An 18,197-nucleotide genomic window follows, 5' to 3' on the forward strand; every position below is an offset into this window, starting at 1 on the left:
TTTTTTATAATACGCATATTTGGCGCTTTTGCAAATGCGCCAAAATGCACAATACGGCAGGTCCAGGACGCAATACCCATGCGGCTTACCGGCCGGCATGGCTGGAAACCCGCATGGAATATGCGCGCTGGCGATACGCGATGGGGAGATTAACGAAGCTGCTTCGGTCTGGTTAGTCGATGTTTGCTGCTGGTAAATTAGTCGACTCGGCTCCATATCTGTTCTTTGCCATTGGCCGGGGTATCCTGGTAGGCAAGTATGCGTAATTCTGTGGGGCTGGCCAGGCTCATCAGGCATTCGTGCGTTAGGCCGTTGCCGCGGTTGTAGATGCGGCCTTGCCACTGTTGGGATGAAACTGGCTTGAGGCCGGATAAAACTTGTAAACCCAAGGCCGAGGTGCTGCTCGTGCTCTGCCCCAGCTCTTTGATGACGGTGCCGCATAAGCTCTGGCCGCACGCCGCGATCTCGATTTCCAATAGACCGCTCTGACTTAGCCAGTGACCAAGTTGCGGTGCTTTTTTCAGCGCCAGTTGTTGTTTTGCCGCGAGCGCATTGCATTCTAGTTGACGGTCGCTGTCGTTGCAGTAATAGCTGCCATCAGCCTGCGCCTGCTTCAATTCTTCTAATACTTCTGCGCGGCTCTTGCCCTCGGCCACAGTCGCGGCCTGCACTGCGCTGATGCTGATGCTGATGCCTGCCAATGTGGCGCACAACAGCGCACTTGCTAACAAATTTTTTCTAGACATGATAAGACTCCATAAATGGTGAGGGTTTGCCGCCGTTAGTCTTAAATGCGGAAACAGGCTGCGGCATGCGGGTATTACACCGCTCGCTTGTATCTGCCATATGTTCAGGATGCAGAGATTTGCAAGCCCATGTATCTGCTACCGTCTCAGATACATGGAGATACAATGTGCCCCTCGCTAACGCGCTAAATCGGATATAAATGAGCCTATGGAAACACTAGATCACTTACTGGTCGTCGATGACGATCTCGATATACGCGAACTGCTGAGCATTTACCTGCAAAAAAATGGCTACAAAGTGAGCGTTGCGGCCAATGGCAAACAAATGCGGGCCGCATTGGCGCCCGGTGGTATTGATCTGATCGTGCTCGATCTAATGCTGCCGCAAGAAGACGGCCTGAGCCTGTGTCGCGAATTGCGCGCTGGCCAGCACAGTCATATCCCGATTTTGATGCTGACTGCTTTGGCCGAAGAAACCGATAGAATCGTCGGACTAGAAATGGGCGCGGACGATTATCTGAGCAAACCGTTTGCCTCGCGCGAGCTGTTGGCAAGAGTGCGTGCGGTATTGCGCCGCACCCGCATGTTGCCACCGAATCTGCGCGCCACCACGGCACCGCCTTTGCTGGTGTTTGGCGATTGGCGGCTCGATACCCAGGCGCGCCATCTGTTAGACAGAGACGGCACTCTGGTGAGTTTAAGCGGTGCCGAATATCGCTTGCTGCAAGTCTTACTCGAGCATCCGCAAAGAGTGTTGAGCCGCGATCAGTTACTCAATCTCACGCAGGGGCGCGATGCCGATCTGTTTGAACGCTCCATCGATTTGCTAATCAGCCGCCTGCGCGTGCATCTGCAAGACGATGCGCGCGAGCCGCGCTACATCAAGACCATGCGCAACGAAGGCTATGTATTGGCCTGCGCGGTCACCGCTAGTCACTCGGTTAGTAACGGGAGCGCAATATGCTGACAAGCCTCAGACGCAGCGCCTCGTATCTATGGCCACGCTCGCTGTTTGGCCGTCTCAGCCTGATCTTATTATTCGGTTTGTGTGTGGCCCATGTCCTGTCGTTTGGCACGATAGTCTATGAGCGCGAACAGGCTAGTAAAGCCAGCATGATCTATTATCTGGGGCATGATGTGGCGGGCTCCATTGCGATGCTGGAGCGTTTGCCGGCGGTAGAGAGAGAGGCCTGGCTGACTAAGTTAGATAGACATAACTACCGCTATTTTTTACGCGCAGCCGGACCTGCATCTGTCCATCCGCCGGAAAAATCCGCCGACAGCGCGCTGGCAATCGAGGTGATGCATTCGGTCAGTTCCGCACTGGGTAAAGAATATACGGTCACCCCTAGTTTTTATCTGGATGCCGAAGCCCGCAAACACATGGATCTGCATTTACAGCTCAGTGACGGCACCCCGGTCAGTATAGAAATGGTGGCGCGTGGTATGACTTACTCGGTCTGGCTACCCGTCATCCTCATGGTGCAATTACTGATACTGATCGCTTTTAGCTGGCTGGCGGTGCGGTTGGCGACTCGCCCGCTGGCACAACTGGCGGCCGCTGCCGATAATTTATCGCCCGATAAACCCGGCGATTTGTTTCCTACCGATGGTCCGCTGGAAGTGGCCAAGGCGGGTATCGCCTTCAATGCCATGCAACAGCGCATTGCCGCCTATCTGAGCGAGCGCATACAGATTTTGGCGGCGGTCACGCATGACTTGCAGACGCCGATCACACGTATGCGGCTAAGGGTGGAGATGCTCGATGACGAACAGCATAAAGATAAGCTGCTACGCGATTTACTCGCGATGCAAAGCCTGGTCGAGCAGGGCATCGCCTATGCCCGTACGCACAATCGTAGCCAGCGGCAAGATGAAAAAATTTGCAGCATCAATCTCGATGCGCTGCTGCGCAGTCTGGTGTCGGACTATCAGGATGCCGGTGACAGCATCGCTGTGACTGGCCAATTGGGCAGGCCGATACGCAGCGCGCCGCAGGCGCTGAAGCGAATACTGAGCAATCTTGTAGACAATGCTTTGAAGTTCGGCACACAGGTAGAAATTGTCTTGCAAACGCTTACAGATAATCAGATCGCTATCGGTGTCATGGATAGAGGGCCGGGGATACCGGTGTCTGAACTAATAGCGGTATTGCAGCCGTATTATCGGGTAGAAAATTCACGCAATCGTGACACCGGCGGTAGCGGTTTAGGTCTGGCGATTGCACAGCAATTGACTCTGACACTAGGTGGTTCTCTGCATTTAAGTAATCGTGATGGCGGTGGTTTGCTGGCTGAACTACGCTTGCCGAATCGGGACGATTAGTTCAAACAGTAGAGCAAATACTAGGGGCGCTATGCGCGAATTTGTGTAGATAAACGATACAAATCAAGTCGATCGCGAGGCGCGTTCTGCGCTGTACTGCGTTACCCGGGATTACGAATTCCTGTTGCAAAGCTCGGTGTCAACTTTGAGGCAGGCAATAGCGCCTCGCCTTCAGCATTATCTTCAGATGTCGCGCGATAAAAACAGCAACAAGTCATCTAGACGTCACGATGATGTCACAAAGCCTGACTACAATTCGAAGCTCCGGTATCGCAGCGATACCATTTTATCCAAAGGAGTATTCGATGCAATTCCCCACATTGTTGAAATCCATATCCTCACTGTTTTGCCTGCTCAGTATTGCGGCCTCTGCCGAAACTAATCTGACTGTCTACACCGCGCTGGAAGCCGATCAGTTGAAATCGTATCAGCGTCAATTTGAAACAGAATACCCGGATATAAAAATCCGTTGGGTGCGCGACTCCACTGGCATTATCACCGCAAAATTATTGGCTGAAAAAGCTTCGCCGCAAGCCGATGTGGTGTTGGGCGTTGCCGCTACCTCATTGCTGGTGCTGGAAAAAGAGGGCATGTTACTTTCTTATGCGCCAAAAGGTCTGGATAAGCTGAACAAGCGCTTTGTCGACGACAGCACGCCGCCAAGTTGGGTCGGTATGGATGTATGGGGAGCGGCAATTTGTTTCAATACGGTCGAGGCTGCCAAGCTTGGCTTGAAGAAGCCAGAGAGCTGGAAAGACTTACTCAAACCCGAATATAAAGGCAAGATCGTCATGCCAAATCCGGCCTCCAGCGGCACCGGATATTTTGACGTGAGCGGCTGGCTGACACAATTCGGTGAGAAAGACGGTTGGGTCTATATGGATCAGCTGCATGGCAATATTGCGCAATACACGCATTCTGGCTCTAAGCCTTGCAAACAAGCCGCTAGTGGCGAATTCCCAATTGGTATCGCCTTTGAGTATCGCGCCGCCAAATTAAAAGAGAGTGGAGCGCCGATTGATCTGATCTTCCCTAAGGAAGGCTTGGGTTGGGACGTGGAAGCGACGGCCATCATGAAAGGGACGAAAAATCTCGATGCCGCACGCAAACTGGCCGATTGGTCTGCCTCTAAGTCTGCCAATGAATTATTTGCAAATAATTTTGCCATCGTCGCCTACCCCGGCATTAGCAAACAGAATCCACATATTCCAGCTAAGTACGAGCAACTTTTAATCAAGCAGGATCTGAAATGGTCCGCTAGTAACCGCGACCGCATTTTGGCCGAGTGGAGCAAACGTTACGACGGCAAATCCGAGCCTAAGTAAGCTTTAAGAATGGCGTCCGGCGTATTTTTCCGGACGCACTATTTTTTTAGGACTTACGCAAAATTGTTCCGGCAAGGCGGATACAACAACGCTGGGGCGGTTTTGCGTAAGTCCTATCTTTTTGAAATTACTATGACTAAGCATCTTTCTAGCGATCAAATCGTCGCGCTGTTTGAGCAAGCCGGGACGCAGCTTTACGGAGGTGAAGCGATTACCCAGACCGAACATGCGCTGCAGGCGGCCTGGCTGGCGGAGCAAGCTGGCGGCGACGACAGCTTAGTCATCGCCTGTCTATTGCACGATCTTGGCCACATGCTGTTCCAGCAAAGCGATGACGAACTTGCTGAGGGTAAGGATGACCTGCATCAACTACGGGTTGTGCCGTACTTGCGCGGACTGTTGCCCCCGACGGTCATTGAGACGATACGTTTGCATGTGGATGCCAAGCGCTATTTGTGTCGCCACCAGCCTGGCTATCTGGCCGGGCTATCCGAGGCATCGCGACTGAGCTTGGCGCTGCAGGGTGGGGTAATGGATGACAGCCAAGCGTGCGCATTCATAGACAAACCACAAGCCGCGCTAGCCATTGCACTGCGTCGCTGCGACGACGCCGCCAAGGTATGCGGCCTAGTCGTTCCACCTTTGACGCATTACCTCAGTCGACTAAATAGCATGATAGAAAAGACCGCTGCCACATGAATATGGACCACGCCCAATCGGTAATCGATACGCAAGACAGTTGGTTGCGCATCTCGAATATCAGTAAACATTTCGGTGCATTTAAGGCGCTGCACGACATCAATCTGAATATTCGAAAAGGCGAATTCGTTTGTCTGTTAGGACCTTCCGGCTGCGGCAAGACCACTCTGCTGCGTATCATTGCAGGGCTGGAGGTGCAGGACTCCGGTAGCTTGTTTATGGGCAGCAGTGAGATCGGCAACCTGCCGCCCGCCAAGCGCAATTACGGCATCGTGTTTCAATCCTATGCGCTATTCCCGAATTTAACGGTAGCCCAGAACATTGGCTATGCATTGCGCCAGAATCGTGTGTACAAAAACCAGAGGGTCAATGAATTACTTGATCTGATTGACTTAAATGGCATAGAAAACCGGTATCCGGCTGAGCTCTCTGGCGGTCAGCAACAAAGGGTTGCCTTAGCACGCGCGCTGGCCACTTCACCTAGCCTGTTGCTGCTGGACGAGCCGCTATCCGCTTTGGATGCAAAAGTACGTGAACGACTACGTCAAGAGCTGCGTCGCTTACAACAAAAGCTCGGTGTGACCACGATTATGGTCACGCATGATCAGGATGAGGCGATGAGCATTGCCGATACCGTGGTGGTCATGAGTAAGGGGCAGATTGAGCAGATTGGTAGCCCGGAGCAAATCTACCGCGATCCGGCCTCCCATTTTGTCGCTGATTTCGTCGGGCGCGCCAACTGGTTGCCTTTATGCCGTTCCGTTCATGGCGCAGCTACCCTGGCTGGTCTGCCTATCAAAGTAGAGCTGCCGCCCGGTGCGGATAAAGCCAGTCTATTTTGCCGCCCGGAAGACGTAAAAATCGAAACCCATTGGCATGCCGGAACCGATTCCATGATGGTGATCGTCGACCGGGTTGATTTTCACGGCGGACTGCGGCGCGCCAGCTTATCGCTGTGCGTTGATCGTGCCATGTCTATCTTTGCCGATGTCGGACCAAATGATGCAGGCTACGCCTCGCTAGAACCTGGTCGCCGGGTTCCTGTCAGCTTGCCTCAACACAAAGTACGTGTCTTTGCTGTTGCATCATGATGATGACTTCCCTCACTTTGATTTTGTCGCGTAGACAGCGTTTGTCGGCTTTCCGCAGTGCAGACGAAAAGCTCGCAGTCTGGCTGCTTGCGGGTCTCGCTTTACTGATGCTGATCTTCATTGCTGCGCCCTTGTTAAGCATGTTCAGTATGAGTACCCAAGCGCGCAACGGTGCCTATGTAGGGCTCGCTAATTGGTCGGCGCTGCTGGCTGAACCAAGACTGCGTGTCGCGGCTGGCAATAGCATTGCGTTGGGGCTGGCGACGCTGCTCATTGTGCTGCCGTTGGCACTGGCTTTCGCCTTCGCCTTGACGCGTACCCGCATGGCTGGTCGAAAGGTGTTTAGGTTGATTGCTTTGGCACCCATGCTGGCGCCTTCTTTAATGCCGGCCATTTCCTTGGTGTATTTGTTTGGCAACCAAGGTTTGTTAAAAACTTGGATGGCGGGCGCTACGATTTATGGCCCCATCGGTATCGTGCTAGGCGAGGTTTTTTATACATTTCCGCATGCCTTGTTGATATTGACGGCAGCGCTGAGTGTCAGTGACAGTCGATTGTATGAGGCGGCAGAAACACTCGGTGCCAGTAAATTTCGCCGTTTTATCACGGTGACACTGCCAAATGCACGCTATGGGCTGGTGTCCGCCGCAATGGTGGTGTTCACGCTAGTGGTCACCGATTTCGGCATCCCGAAAGTAATCGGCGGACAGATGAATGTGTTGTCACTGGAGGCCTATAAACAGGTTATCGGTCAGCAAAATTTTAGTAAAGGCGCGGTCATCGGGGTGTTATTGCTGCTGCCGGCGGTATTGAGTTTTATGGTCGAGCGCTGGTTGTCGCGCCATCGTAGCGGCCAAATGAGCGGCCGCTCAGTGGTGTACCAGCCGCGTCACAACCAAATGCGTGATGGGATTTTAGCGCTGCTGTGTGTGCTGGTGTCGGTGTTTCTCTTGGCTTTGCTGGGCGTAGGCTGTGTCGCCGCATTTATAAAAATGTGGCCTTACGATATGAGCTTTACCTGGTCGCATTTTGATTTCGATCAATTGGATGGCGGAGGCTGGCAAGCCTTCCAAAACAGTATGCGCATGGCCATGCTGGTGTCGATATTTGGTACGGCAGCTATTTTTGTCAGCGCCTATTTAGTTGAAAAACTGCCAGTGCCGGGCAGCATCGTTGCGACCATACGCAGCCTGGCCTTATTGCCGATGGCGGTGCCAGGCTTGGTACTTGGGCTTGGCTATGTGCTGTTTTTCAACGCGCCTGGCAATCCTCTGCATTTTTTGTATGGAACGATGAGCTTGATGGTGCTTGCCACCATTGCCCATTTTTATACAACTGCCCATTTAAGCTTGAGCACTGCATTGCGCCAGCTTGATGGTGAAATTGAGGCAGTCGCGCGCAGTTTGCAGCGCCCCTGGTGGTGCACCTTTCTGCGTGTGAGCTTACCAATGAGCTTGCCTGCCGTGTTCGATGTGGCGCGCTATTTGTTCATTTCCAGTATGACGACGGTGAGCTGTGTCATCTTTTTGTACACCCCAGACACGGTACTTGCCGCGCTTGCGATCCTCAATATGGATGATGCTGGCGATACCGCTGCCGCGGCCGCCATGGCAACGCTGATCGTCATCAGTTCATTATTGATCACGCTACTGATGAATGGCGCAGGCTGGTGGCTTAGTCATAAAGGCCAGGCTTGGCGCAGCTTATCGCAACTTCGCCAGTAAACATTAAGTCCTCATTCCACAACTATTTTTTTAAAGGTTTAGCATGCGTGATGCCCTTCTACTTACCCCCGGTCCACTCACTACCAGCCTGGCAACCAAGACCGCCATGTTGCACGATTGGGGTTCATGGGACAGTAATTTTAATGCCCTGACCGCCTCCTTACGTCAGCGCTTAGTTGCGCTCATCGACGGTGGCGACCAATATACTTGTGTGCCTTTGCAAGGTTCAGGCACCTTTGCGGTGGAAGCGGCAATCGGTACTCTGATGCCACGTGATGGCAAATTACTCTGTCTGGTCAATGGTGCCTATGGCAAACGCATAGCCCAGCTCACAGAAATAATCGGGCGCCAGGTCAGCGTATTGGATTTCGGCGAAACGGCAGCAGTCGACCCAGCCAGGGTCGCCGAGGCTTTAGCCAGCGACCCGCAGATTACGCATGTCGCCGTGGTGTATTGCGAAACCAGCACAGGCATACTCAATCCTATCACCGCCATTTCTGAAGTGGTCGCCGCAGCCGGTAAGAAACTGATCATTGATGCCATGAGTGCTTTCGGTGCGCTACCTTTATCGGCCAACAGCTTAGACTTTGATGCAGTGATCGCCTCCAGCAACAAGTGTCTGGAAGGTGTGCCAGGTATGGGTTTTGTATTGTGCAAAACTGCCGCGCTGGAACAGGCCAGTGGCCAGGCGCATTCCTTGTCGCTCGATCTGTATCAACAATGGCGGTATATGGAACAGACCGGGCAATGGCGCTATACACCACCGACGCATGTGATGGCGGCCTTGATGGTGGCGCTCGATCAGTTTGATGCAGAAGGTGGCAGAGTTGCGCGATTGGCGCGCTACAGCGCCAATTGCCAGACCCTGATTCAAGGTTTGCAAGAGCAGGGATTACAGAGTTTTTTACCCGACGAGTTGCAGGCTCCTATCATCGTGACGGTGCACGCACCGAACCATCCTCACTGGAATTTCAGTCAATTTTACCAATTGACCAAAGAACGGGGCGTGATCCTGTATCCGGGTAAATTGACTTCGGCCGAGACCTTTAGAATCGGCTGTATCGGTGCGCTAGGCCAGGCCGAAATGCAGATCGCGCTCGATGCGATCGCGCATGCCTTGAAAAAAATGGGTATCTGTCTTTAACACTTTTTATTTACGCGCTTACTAACATGACTCTCAACACGACAAACTATCGCTATCAACGCAACTACCAGGGCCCGGTACGTGCCGTTATTTTCGATTGGGCTGGCACACTGGTGGACTACGGTTCCTTTGCCCCGACCCAGGTTCTGATTGATGCCTTTGCCGGCTTCGAAGTCACGGTGACGATGGCCGAAGCCCGCATTCCTATGGGGCTGGCCAAATGGGATCACATCCAGGCACTCGGCAAGCAAAGCGGGGTTGGTCAACGTTGGCAGCAGCGTTATGGCCGTGCCATGAGCGACGCCGACGTGGATGCTCTGTATGCCACTTTCCTGCCCTTACAAATCGAGCGTGTCGCGGCCTATTCCGATCTGATACCCGGCACACTGTCGGTGCTGGCGCAACTGAAGGCACGCGATATCGCTATTGGTTCCTGCTCAGGTTATCCGCGGGTGGTCATGGATAAGTTGCTGGCTCATGCGGCCTCGCAAGGACTGACGGTAGCGCATGCGGTGGCCACTGATGATCTCAAAGCGGGCGGCCGTCCTGGCCCCTGGATGGCCCTGGCCAATCTTATCGAATTAGGTATCGGTGAGGTGCGCGCTTGCGTTAAGGTTGACGATACTCTGCCCGGCATAGAAGAAGGTCTGGCGGCTGGGATGTGGACCGTAGGCTTGTCGCTGTCCGGTAATGAAAACGGATTGACTTTGGCCGAAATGGATAAGTTATCGGCAGATCAAACAGCCGCCCGGCGCGATGCCGCCGCTAATCGACTGGCACGCGCCGGTGCGCATTATGTGATCGATAGTCTCGCCGATCTGCCAGCTATTATCGATCTGATCGAAGCACGTATGGCGCAAGGCGATCGACCTTGAATCAGCGCAAACATAGAGTTGCCATCGTCGGCGCTGGCATTGTCGGGCTAGCGCATGCATGGGCCGCGAGCTTGCGTGGCGATACGGTCACGGTGTATGAGCGCGAGGATCGTGCTACCGGTGCCTCGGTGCGTAATTTCGGGCTGGGGCTGGTGCTAGGGCAGCCCAGTGGCGACTTGTTCGAACTGGCGCAACAAAGCCGCAGCATGTGGCTGGAATTTTTGACAGAAAGCGGATGCTGGCACAAGGTACAGGGTAGCTTGGTGGTGGCACGCAGCCGCGCAGAGTTGGACGTGCTGGAGGCTTTTCAGCATGAGCGAGGGAGTTACTATGGCACTCAATTGCTGGGGGCAACCAGCGTCGCCGAACACCACGCCCATGGCATAGGCGGATTATTCAGTGGCAACGAGATTGCGCTAGACGCACGTCAGGCCATCGCCATGTTGGCGCATTGGTTAGCTGTACGCCACGGTGTCATTTTCCAGTACGGGGTGCAAGTGAACCGCATAGATTTGCCGCATATACAGACTAGTCGCGGGGTAGGCGCTGCGGATGAAGTGGTGGTGTGTTCTGGGCATGATTTTAAGACTTTGTATCCTGTGCAATTTGCTGCGCTAGGTATTCGTCAGTGTGCCTTGCAAATGCAGCGGGTCGCCAACCCGGGGATAAGCCTGGGTCCGACTCTCATGACTGGCTTATCGACGCTGCATTACGGCGCTTTCACCGAGTGCCCCGCGCTTAGCGATAGCCTGGCGGCATTGCGGCGCGAAGTGGCACAAAGCCAACCCGCGCTACTGACACACGGTATCCATTTGATCGTGCAACAAGTGGGTGATAGCGGTGATCTGATCATAGGCGATTCGCATGCCGTGGCTGAATCCGTGTCGCCATTCAATCAGACTGAGATTGATACGATGATCCTCCAGTTGGCGCAAGATCTCTTGCAAAAACCTTTAGAGGTGAGAGAGCGCTGGCAAGGTGTGTATGCCAGTGGCCCCCGTCCTTATGAAGTTTTACAGGTGGCAGAATCGGTGCAGGCAGTGACTATCACTAGCGGTATCGGTATGAGCATTGCATTTGCGCTGGCGCGGCGCAATTTTTTTCCTTAAGCTATGTCAGAATTGGGCATGAATCAACATAACATCATCCGTAGTGCAGGCGTGAGCGTCTGGCGGCAAATTGAAGAGGCGCTTAGTGCCGATATTCTGGCAGGCCATTTACATCATCGATTACCCAATGAAACAGCCTTAGCCGAACGCTTCAACGTCAATCGGCACACGGTGCGACAAGCGATCAAAGCGCTGGTAGAGCGCGGCATGGTCGACGTGCAGCACGGTCGCGGCACCTTTGTGCGGGAAGACGTGATCGATTATCAAGTCGGCCGTCGTACCCGCCTGGCGCACAGTGTCGCCAATGCCCGTCGGGTTGGCGTTAGTCAGGTGCTGCATTGGTCGACGATCTTGGCAAGTGCAGAGCTACGCCAATTGCTCGATCTGCCGCCGCAAGCCAGTGTGCTTTGCGTAGAGACGCTCGACGTGGTCGATGACAAGGTGATCGGTGTGTGTACGCAGTATTTTCCATTACCGCGCTTCGCCGGATTAGCCGAACTGTATGCCAAGAACGGTATCACCCATCTCGCCTTAGAACAATTTGGCATTGTGCAATTTCAACGTCGCATGAGCCGGGTCACGGCGCGTATGCCGAGTAAGGAAGTGGCACAGCAACTCGGTCAGCCCAGCGCCTTGCCTATACTGTATGTAGAAACCGTCTACGTCGATGAAGATGCGGTCCCCATCGAATATGGGATTTCGCGTTTTTGCAGCACAGCGGTACAAGTTGTGATTGAGCCTGGCGTCTGACGCCTGACGCCAACCCAACATAACCACAGCCACTAGAAAACACTGAGCCTCAGGATAAGAATTCTAAAAACCAAGCACGCCACCACGCATATTCCATGCGCCCTGCAGGCCGGCATGGCTGTAAACCCGCATGGAATATGCGCGATAGCGGCGTTGATTTTTTAAATAGCCTTACCTCGCTAGACAGCCGCGCTTAAAAACACTTCAGGCAAATGGCCGGACCCCGATCAACCATGCGTGGCCGTAAAAGGCAAACCATATAAATGCCGGCAGGGCGATGACGATGACCAGCACATCGCGGCCGATGCCGAGCGCCGGATAGCTGACGCCTGCTAAGCGGTCGCGGCGGCGGGATACCGCAAAATCGGCAATCGCCCAGAGTAGAAACGATCCAAAAAGTATCAGATCAGCGAGTGTCCCATTCGCCAGCAAATGGGCGAAGGCCCAGGTCTTAGTCGCGACCAGCATAGGGTGGCCGAGCATCGTCTTGAGGCGATTCCCTGGCACGTAGGCGGCAACCAGCAATAGAAAGGTCAATAGCATCAGCGCCGCTGCCAGATGCCGGCCCCAGCTTGGCGGTGTCCATAAAATCAGCGGGCTAGAGCGCGCCAGCCCGAAACCCCAAATAATCAGCAAGAAACCTGCCGCGGACAAACTAGCGTAAAGGCCTTTCCAGGGCATGGCCCCCATGCGTTGTATCTGTGTCGAGCGCCAGCCGTCAGCGAAGATACGGATAGAGTGGAGGCCGAGAAAAAGAACTAGTCCTGCAATAAGTATGATCATGCTAGTTGCCCTGGTTGTGTTGCAATTATTGTTAATCGAAAATCACATGGATTTCCGCCGTCTCAGTCGTCTTTGTGGTCTTTGTGGTCTTTGTGGTCTTTGGCACGAATTAAATCTAAGGCTTGCTGGTGATATTTAAGGCCGTGGTAGCGCATCAATACCCAGGACACTGCCATCGTCGGCACCATGTCCTGCAGCGATGAGTTGATCCATGCGCGCTGCAATCGCAGGCAAAGTCGCCAGCGGCCGTTGAGCGCAAGTCTCTAGCATCAGGCCGACATCCTTGCGCGCCATCGTCAACTCAAAACTTGGGGCGAAGTTGCCCTTTGCCATATTCATTCCCCGGCCTGTCACCATCGCATTGAGATCGAGCAGACCAAGCAATTTAATCGCGTCTTCGCCGTCTATGTTGCTGGCCTGTGCCAGAGTCAAAACGTCAGCCATCACGCCTATCATCCCTATGATCATCGCATTCCCAAGCAGCTTGTTGGCGGCGGCCAGGTCGGTGCGTTCCCCCATATACTGCAGACGACCCGTCATCTTGGCGAGTTCGGCCTGTACCGAGGTAAACAGAGCCTCTGGTCCGGCCACCATCATCGATCCCTGTGCGTTACGGGCCGCCGGCGGCCCCATAAAAACCGGGCAGTGCAGATACTTGAGTCCGGCGGCACGCAAACGCTCGCTACGTTCTGCGGTGAGCTGCGGCAAGGTCGTGCTGTGATCAATCAGAATCGCCTCGGGCGAGAGTCCAGGGCGCGCCGCCGCAATCAGCTGATCGACCACGGCATCGTCTTTCAACACCAGATGCACCCGGGATGCGCCGCGAACAGCGTCGGCCGGCGTAGCCGCCGCCTTCACGCCGAACTGCGCAAGGGCCTGCACTTTATCCATGGAGCGATTCCAGGCAAAGACAGAATCGCCACGTTTTGCCGCCGCCTCAGCGAAAGCACTTCCGAGCAAACCGGTCCCTAAAAACGCAATATTTGCCATGGTCGAACTCCAAATAAATTAAACATTAGCAGAATAGCGTTGAAATATAGCACGGCGCAATTTTCGGTGTTGCTAGAACCAGAACCGAATTCAGATTGCCTAGAGTTACGCGAAACAGAATTTGCGCAGGGAATTATCGGTCGATGAACTGGCCGAGGCCGCTAACTTCACTGCAGGCGATTGAAAGTAATACTGTGGAAAAAATAATTTTAATTGTAATTTTCGCGATATCACTAATTACTATTTGATCTCCAGAAAAATTCGAATCGACAAGGGATACTACGCGCTCAAGAAAGGCTGCAAAGTGATACGCGCTCGCGACTTTCGTCACTGTCCATCGGGTTTTTGTCACACATAGCTATCGCGCATTTCCTTCACGATAAATAATACAAGCTCCTAATTTTTGGACCTTTCTTATGACGCGCCTTAAGCTTTTTAGCAGCTCGCTGTGGGCTACGACCCTGCTGTTCTTTGTATCGAGCGTGATGGCGCAAGCCGCGCCAGTGCCGCCGTCCAGCACTTGGGTAGCCGGATGGATGGCCGCACCGGACGGCGTCGGACCAGCGTTAAAGCCAGTTACGATCCGGCAGGTGGTACGCACCAGTGTTGGCGGAACGAGTGTCCGTTTACGCTTCTCCAATTTGCTGGGAACCGAACCGCTTATCCTCAGCTCTGTGCACGTGGCCCTGCATGCAGGTGGCGGCGCGATTGTGGATGGCTGTGATCGCCTTGCCTTGTTCAATGGTGTCGGGTCCGTCACTATCGCACCCGGCAGTAGCGTGGCCAGCGATCCAGTTCCGCTACCAGTCAAGGCGCTCGCGCAATTAGCCGTCAGTCTCTATTTGCCGATGGGGGCCAGCTTGCCTACGCTGCATGGTAACGGTGCCCAGACCGCGTATCTTATTGAAGCTAAGGATGTCGCTGGCCTCGCATCTATTTCAGGCGCACAGATCGACGACAGCAGATATTTCCTGACCGATGTTGAAGTGGCGGCGCCTAGTGGAACGCAAACGCTGGTGGTCGTTGGTGATTCTGTCACGGATGGTGTTGAATCGACCCAGGACGGCAATGCGCGTTGGCCCGACTTCCTGGCTAACCGCTTGCAGGGCACGCCCGCCGCGGGGACGGTTGCCGTCGTCAACGCAGGGATTGCGGGTAACCGGGTGCTCAATGATTTTGGCGCTCCGTACGTAGGGCCGAGCACGCTGAACCGATTTCAGCGTGACGTGTTGAACAAGCCTGGTCTGCGTTGGATCATTCTGATGCAAGGCATCAATGACATTAGTGCTTCGGAGCTACTCACTGCGCCTAAGGACCAAGTGTCAGCCCAGCAAATCATTGACGGCATGAAGCTGCTCATAGCCCGCGCTCACGCGCAGGGTGTGAAAATCTGGGCCGGAACCCTACTGCCGCGGGAAGGCGCGACCAGGCCCTTACCCCATAGCGCAAACATGGAGGCCAAACGACAAGCAGTGAACCTATGGATACGGACGGGCGAAGCGTTTGACGGCATCATCGATTTTGATCTGGCACTGCGCGACCCCGCACACCCAGCTCGTCAGCTCAAGACCTTGAACAGTGGCGACTTCACCCATCCCAACGATGCAGGTTACATGGCCATGGCCAATGCCGTTGATCTGGTACGCTTGCTCAAAGAATGAGCTGCCAGGCTGGGCTACCAAGCCCAGCATGTGAATTTACATCGAACCCGCAATATGGGTAATTCGAATCGATTTTTTTGCGATTTTCTTGCAACTAAAAATCAAAAACAGGTGCCACCACCACGCACTATCCACGCACCTTGCAGGCTAGACTGGCAGCAAAGGCGCATGGAATATGCGTGAGCGGGGTGGTGCAATTGATCGTATCAATAAAGTCTGTATCGCTTAATTATACGCTTAGCTTGATGGACAAAAATTCCAAAAAACCGAAGTAGTCTGTAGCGGGTGAACTATATCTATCTACTTGTCGTGAGTCGAAAAATATAGTCCGTATTCGTCATTTTTTATCGACTGATGCAACTTTCAATTGCATACGAAGATAAGCAAACATCTAGCAGACTCGTTTTACATCACGACCAAGATACAACGCGACTCGCCAATCACTAGGTGAGTTGGCCGTTCGGGTTCATTAACCAGCGCTTAGTAAAGTGGAGTTAGTGCTGATAGATGAGCGCTAATGGACACAAACCACGTGCGTTGGCTCGGTCAGGAGAATAATCCCATCGTTACGATCCAAGCGACCAGCCAGAGTCGTCAAAGCAAGCGCACCGAGCACCACTATTGCGCCTATCCACGGTGTGGCCATCAAACCAAAGTGGGCAACAATTAAACCACCGCCCCATGCACCGCCAGCAATGCCGATATTGAACGCTGCGATATTGAGGCCTGAAGCCACATCAACGGCTTGCGGTGCATCCAGCTCGGCCCGCTGTACTACATAGACTTGTAAACCCGGTACGTTCCCGAAGGCAACCGCGCCCCACATTAATACCGTCGCCAAAGCCAGCCAAGCGTTGGGTGCTGTAAAAGTGAGAACAAACAACACGAGAGCCAGCAAGAAAAACACAATCTGCAATGCCCGAATTGGGCCTTTTTTGTCCGCCAGCTTGCCACCCCAAATATTTCCGATCGTGACCGAGACACCATACACTAGCATGACCAAACTGACGCTAGAGGCAGAGAATCCGGAAACTTCTTGCAAGATAGGAGCAAGGTAAGTAAAGGCGATAAACGATCCGCCATAACCCAGCGCAGTCATGGCATACACCAGCAACAGGCGTGGTTTTTTCAGTACCGATAATTGTGTCAACAGGGAGGCCGGCTTGCTGTTAGGAATATTGTTCGGCACTAGAATCCAGCTACCGATAAACGCGACTATCCCCAGCAAAGATACGGCAAGGAAGGTCGACTGCCAGCCAAAAGTCTGGCCGATGAACGTACCAAGCGGTACCCCCGTCACTAGCGCGACCGTTAATCCGGTGAACATAAGGGCAATCGCACTGGCCGCCTTTTCCTTTGGTACTAAACTGGTCGCAATAGTCGAACCAATTGAGAAAAATACCCCATGCGCCAAGCCGGTCAGTACGCGTGCTGCCATTAACGCTTCGTATCCCGGTGCCATCCATGCGACCAGATTGCCGATGGTGAACAGAGCCATCAAACCCAGCAACAAATGCTTGCGTTTTACGCGGCCAGTCAATGCTGTCAATACCGGTGCACCAATGGCAACACCCAAGGCATATAGGCTAACTAATAGTCCGGCGGACGGCACGGAGACGCCAAGGCTGGCAGCGATAGTAGGAATGAGGCCGACAATGACGAATTCTGTCGTTCCGATAGCGAAAGCACTGAGTGTCAGCGCCCAGAGTGCGAGAGGCATGATTTTCCTTTGGGGTAAATGAATAATGCCTCGCAGTGTGCGCGTTGGGCTATCAAAGAAAAACCATGTTGGCTACAATACACTTTTGACTCGGAGTCACTAATGCTCAATGTTGATGCGCTGATTGCCTTCGTTGCCGTGATAGATACAGGATCATTTTCTGCCGCAGCCGAGCGTCTTAGCCAGACTCCGTCTGGTATAAGCCGCGCTATCTCTCGGCTAGAATCACAGCTAAGCATGACGCTGATAACGCGCACTACGCGCCGTCTAGATCTGACAGAAGAAGGTGAATGGTTACTGACACGGGCACGGAAAGTGTTAGCCGATTTGCAGGATACCGAGGAGCAACTGATCGCCCGCCTTTCTCAGCCATCAGGACTGGTGCGTGTCAGCGCTGCAACACCAGTGTTGGATCATCTAGTCGCGCCCTTGGCGGCGGCGTTTATGGATAGTTATCCATTGGTGCGGCTTGAGTTAATTAGTGGCGAAACGGTGATTGATTTGATCGAAGCTCGCATTGATCTGGCTATTCGTGTCGGACCTTTGGCCGATTCTACCCTTAACGCCAGACGTCTGGGAACTAGCCGTCTGCGTTTGCTGGCATCCCCGGAGTATTTGGCTCGTCACGGAACACCAAAAAATATAGAGCAACTTGCCGATCATCGGCTGCTTGGGTTTACCGCGCCTTCTTCGCTGAATATTTGGCCGCTGCCACAGTTCGGTGGTGATGGCTTACCGATACAACCAACCATCGCGGCCTCCAGCGGTGAGACCTTACGTCATTTAAGCTTGGGCGGCGCTGGCATTGTGTGTCTGGCTGAGTTCTTGACACGAAGCGATGTAGAAAGCGGGCGATTGGTACCGCTGCTGGAAACTGTGACTCTGCCGTGGAGCCAGCCGGTATGGTGCGTATTCTACAAACAAGGGGCCTTAGTGCCGCGCATTGGAGCACTGGTCAATTTCTTAGCGCAAAAACTAATCGGCGTGTTAGATGAATGAAGTCAGCTCGTAGGCTGGGCTAGAGTTTTATCAGCTCAGCATTTCAATTCACATGAAGCAGTTACTATGAGTAATTCGAATTGATCTTATTGCGATTCCCTTGCAAATAGAAAACCAAAAACGACCCTCGGCCAGCGCGCATATCCTATGCGGTCCACAGGCCGATATGGCTGTAAACCCGCATGGAATATGCGTGAGCGGGGTGGTGCTATTTAAAAAATTCAAAAATGCCCGTTGACTCGACCGTCATGCTTAT

At 53.5% G+C, this 18,197-nt stretch carries 17 protein-coding genes; 13 read left to right on the plus strand and 4 right to left on the minus strand.

What is annotated here, in order from left to right; genetic code table 11:
- The first annotated feature begins 34 nt into the window (after window positions 1–34).
- Complete coding sequence (locus ACO0K8_RS08120; protein ID WP_422946151.1) at window positions 35–196, plus strand: hypothetical protein; 162 nt, start codon at window positions 35–37, stop codon at window positions 194–196.
- A 1-nt stretch (window position 197) separates the two neighbouring features.
- Here ACO0K8_RS08120 and ACO0K8_RS08125 read toward each other — a convergent pair whose 3' ends face one another.
- Entirely contained in the window at window positions 198–746 is a 549-nt protein-coding gene (locus ACO0K8_RS08125; RefSeq protein ID WP_422946152.1) for a DUF2147 domain-containing protein, read from the minus strand.
- Window positions 747–954: 208 nt separating this feature from the next.
- Between ACO0K8_RS08125 and ACO0K8_RS08130 the strand changes: the two genes are divergently transcribed.
- The 10 genes from ACO0K8_RS08130 (at window position 955) to phnF (ending at window position 11,788) form a co-directional block, all read left to right on the plus strand.
- Window positions 955–1,713 carry a response regulator gene (locus ACO0K8_RS08130; protein ID WP_422946153.1) on the plus strand — a complete coding sequence of 253 codons (759 nt, stop codon included), beginning with the start codon at window positions 955–957 and terminating at the stop codon, window positions 1,711–1,713.
- Window positions 1,707–3,071: an ATP-binding protein gene (locus ACO0K8_RS08135; RefSeq protein ID WP_422946154.1), complete on the plus strand. Its 1,365-nt coding sequence runs from the start codon at window positions 1,707–1,709 to the stop codon at window positions 3,069–3,071. Before ACO0K8_RS08130 ends, ACO0K8_RS08135 begins: the two co-directional genes overlap by 7 nt.
- 305 nt (window positions 3,072–3,376) lie before the next feature.
- The gene (locus ACO0K8_RS08140) at window positions 3,377–4,396 is read left to right on the plus strand and encodes a putative 2-aminoethylphosphonate ABC transporter substrate-binding protein (RefSeq protein WP_422946155.1); all 1,020 of its coding nucleotides are present in this window, start codon (window positions 3,377–3,379) and stop codon (window positions 4,394–4,396) included.
- A 132-nt stretch (window positions 4,397–4,528) separates the two neighbouring features.
- Window positions 4,529–5,095 (plus strand): phosphonate degradation HD-domain oxygenase, encoded by a 567-nt coding sequence (locus ACO0K8_RS08145; RefSeq protein ID WP_422946156.1) that lies wholly within the window; start codon window positions 4,529–4,531, stop codon window positions 5,093–5,095.
- Entirely contained in the window at window positions 5,092–6,186 is a 1,095-nt protein-coding gene (locus ACO0K8_RS08150) for a putative 2-aminoethylphosphonate ABC transporter ATP-binding protein (RefSeq protein WP_422946157.1), read from the plus strand. The genes ACO0K8_RS08145 and ACO0K8_RS08150 overlap by 4 nt, the downstream gene beginning before the upstream one ends.
- A complete protein-coding gene (locus ACO0K8_RS08155) occupies window positions 6,183–7,910 on the plus strand; it encodes a putative 2-aminoethylphosphonate ABC transporter permease subunit (protein ID WP_422946158.1) in 1,728 nt (575 codons plus the stop codon). Before ACO0K8_RS08150 ends, ACO0K8_RS08155 begins: the two co-directional genes overlap by 4 nt.
- Window positions 7,911–7,953: 43 nt before the next feature.
- Window positions 7,954–9,054 (plus strand): 2-aminoethylphosphonate--pyruvate transaminase, encoded by a 1,101-nt coding sequence (locus ACO0K8_RS08160; protein WP_422946159.1) that lies wholly within the window; start codon window positions 7,954–7,956, stop codon window positions 9,052–9,054.
- Between the two features lie 26 nt (window positions 9,055–9,080).
- Window positions 9,081–9,929 carry a phosphonoacetaldehyde hydrolase gene (gene phnX, locus ACO0K8_RS08165; protein ID WP_422946160.1) on the plus strand — a complete coding sequence of 283 codons (849 nt, stop codon included), beginning with the start codon at window positions 9,081–9,083 and terminating at the stop codon, window positions 9,927–9,929.
- Window positions 9,926–11,038 carry a TIGR03364 family FAD-dependent oxidoreductase gene (locus ACO0K8_RS08170; RefSeq protein ID WP_422946161.1) on the plus strand — a complete coding sequence of 371 codons (1,113 nt, stop codon included), beginning with the start codon at window positions 9,926–9,928 and terminating at the stop codon, window positions 11,036–11,038. The genes phnX and ACO0K8_RS08170 overlap by 4 nt, the downstream gene beginning before the upstream one ends.
- An 18-nt stretch (window positions 11,039–11,056) precedes the next feature.
- Complete coding sequence (phnF, locus tag ACO0K8_RS08175; RefSeq protein WP_422946162.1) at window positions 11,057–11,788, plus strand: phosphonate metabolism transcriptional regulator PhnF; 732 nt, start codon at window positions 11,057–11,059, stop codon at window positions 11,786–11,788.
- A 204-nt stretch (window positions 11,789–11,992) separates the two neighbouring features.
- On the opposite strand, the gene ACO0K8_RS08180 is transcribed toward phnF, so the two are convergent.
- Both ACO0K8_RS08180 and ACO0K8_RS08185 read right to left on the minus strand, forming a co-directional pair.
- Window positions 11,993–12,571, minus strand: coding sequence for an NnrU family protein (locus ACO0K8_RS08180; protein WP_422946163.1), 579 nt, complete (start codon window positions 12,569–12,571; stop codon window positions 11,993–11,995).
- Window positions 12,572–12,706: 135 nt separating this feature from the next.
- On the minus strand, window positions 12,707–13,561 hold the full coding sequence (locus tag ACO0K8_RS08185; protein ID WP_422946164.1) for an NAD(P)-dependent oxidoreductase: 855 nt from the start codon (window positions 13,559–13,561) through the stop codon (window positions 12,707–12,709).
- A 416-nt stretch (window positions 13,562–13,977) separates the two neighbouring features.
- On the opposite strand from ACO0K8_RS08185, the gene ACO0K8_RS08190 reads away from it, so the two are divergent.
- Window positions 13,978–15,222 (plus strand): SGNH/GDSL hydrolase family protein, encoded by a 1,245-nt coding sequence (locus tag ACO0K8_RS08190; protein ID WP_422946165.1) that lies wholly within the window; start codon window positions 13,978–13,980, stop codon window positions 15,220–15,222.
- Window positions 15,223–15,736: 514 nt separating this feature from the next.
- Here ACO0K8_RS08190 and ACO0K8_RS08195 read toward each other — a convergent pair.
- Window positions 15,737–16,942, minus strand: coding sequence for an MFS transporter (locus tag ACO0K8_RS08195; protein ID WP_422946166.1), 1,206 nt, complete (start codon window positions 16,940–16,942; stop codon window positions 15,737–15,739).
- A gap of 102 nt (window positions 16,943–17,044) precedes the next feature.
- Between ACO0K8_RS08195 and ACO0K8_RS08200 the strand changes: the two genes are divergently transcribed.
- Window positions 17,045–17,941: a LysR family transcriptional regulator gene (locus ACO0K8_RS08200; RefSeq protein ID WP_422946167.1), complete on the plus strand. Its 897-nt coding sequence runs from the start codon at window positions 17,045–17,047 to the stop codon at window positions 17,939–17,941.
- Window positions 17,942–18,197: the final 256 nt, after the last annotated feature.

Source organism: Undibacterium sp. Ren11W, assembly GCF_049340485.1.
GTDB lineage: Bacteria > Pseudomonadota > Gammaproteobacteria > Burkholderiales > Burkholderiaceae_D > Undibacterium.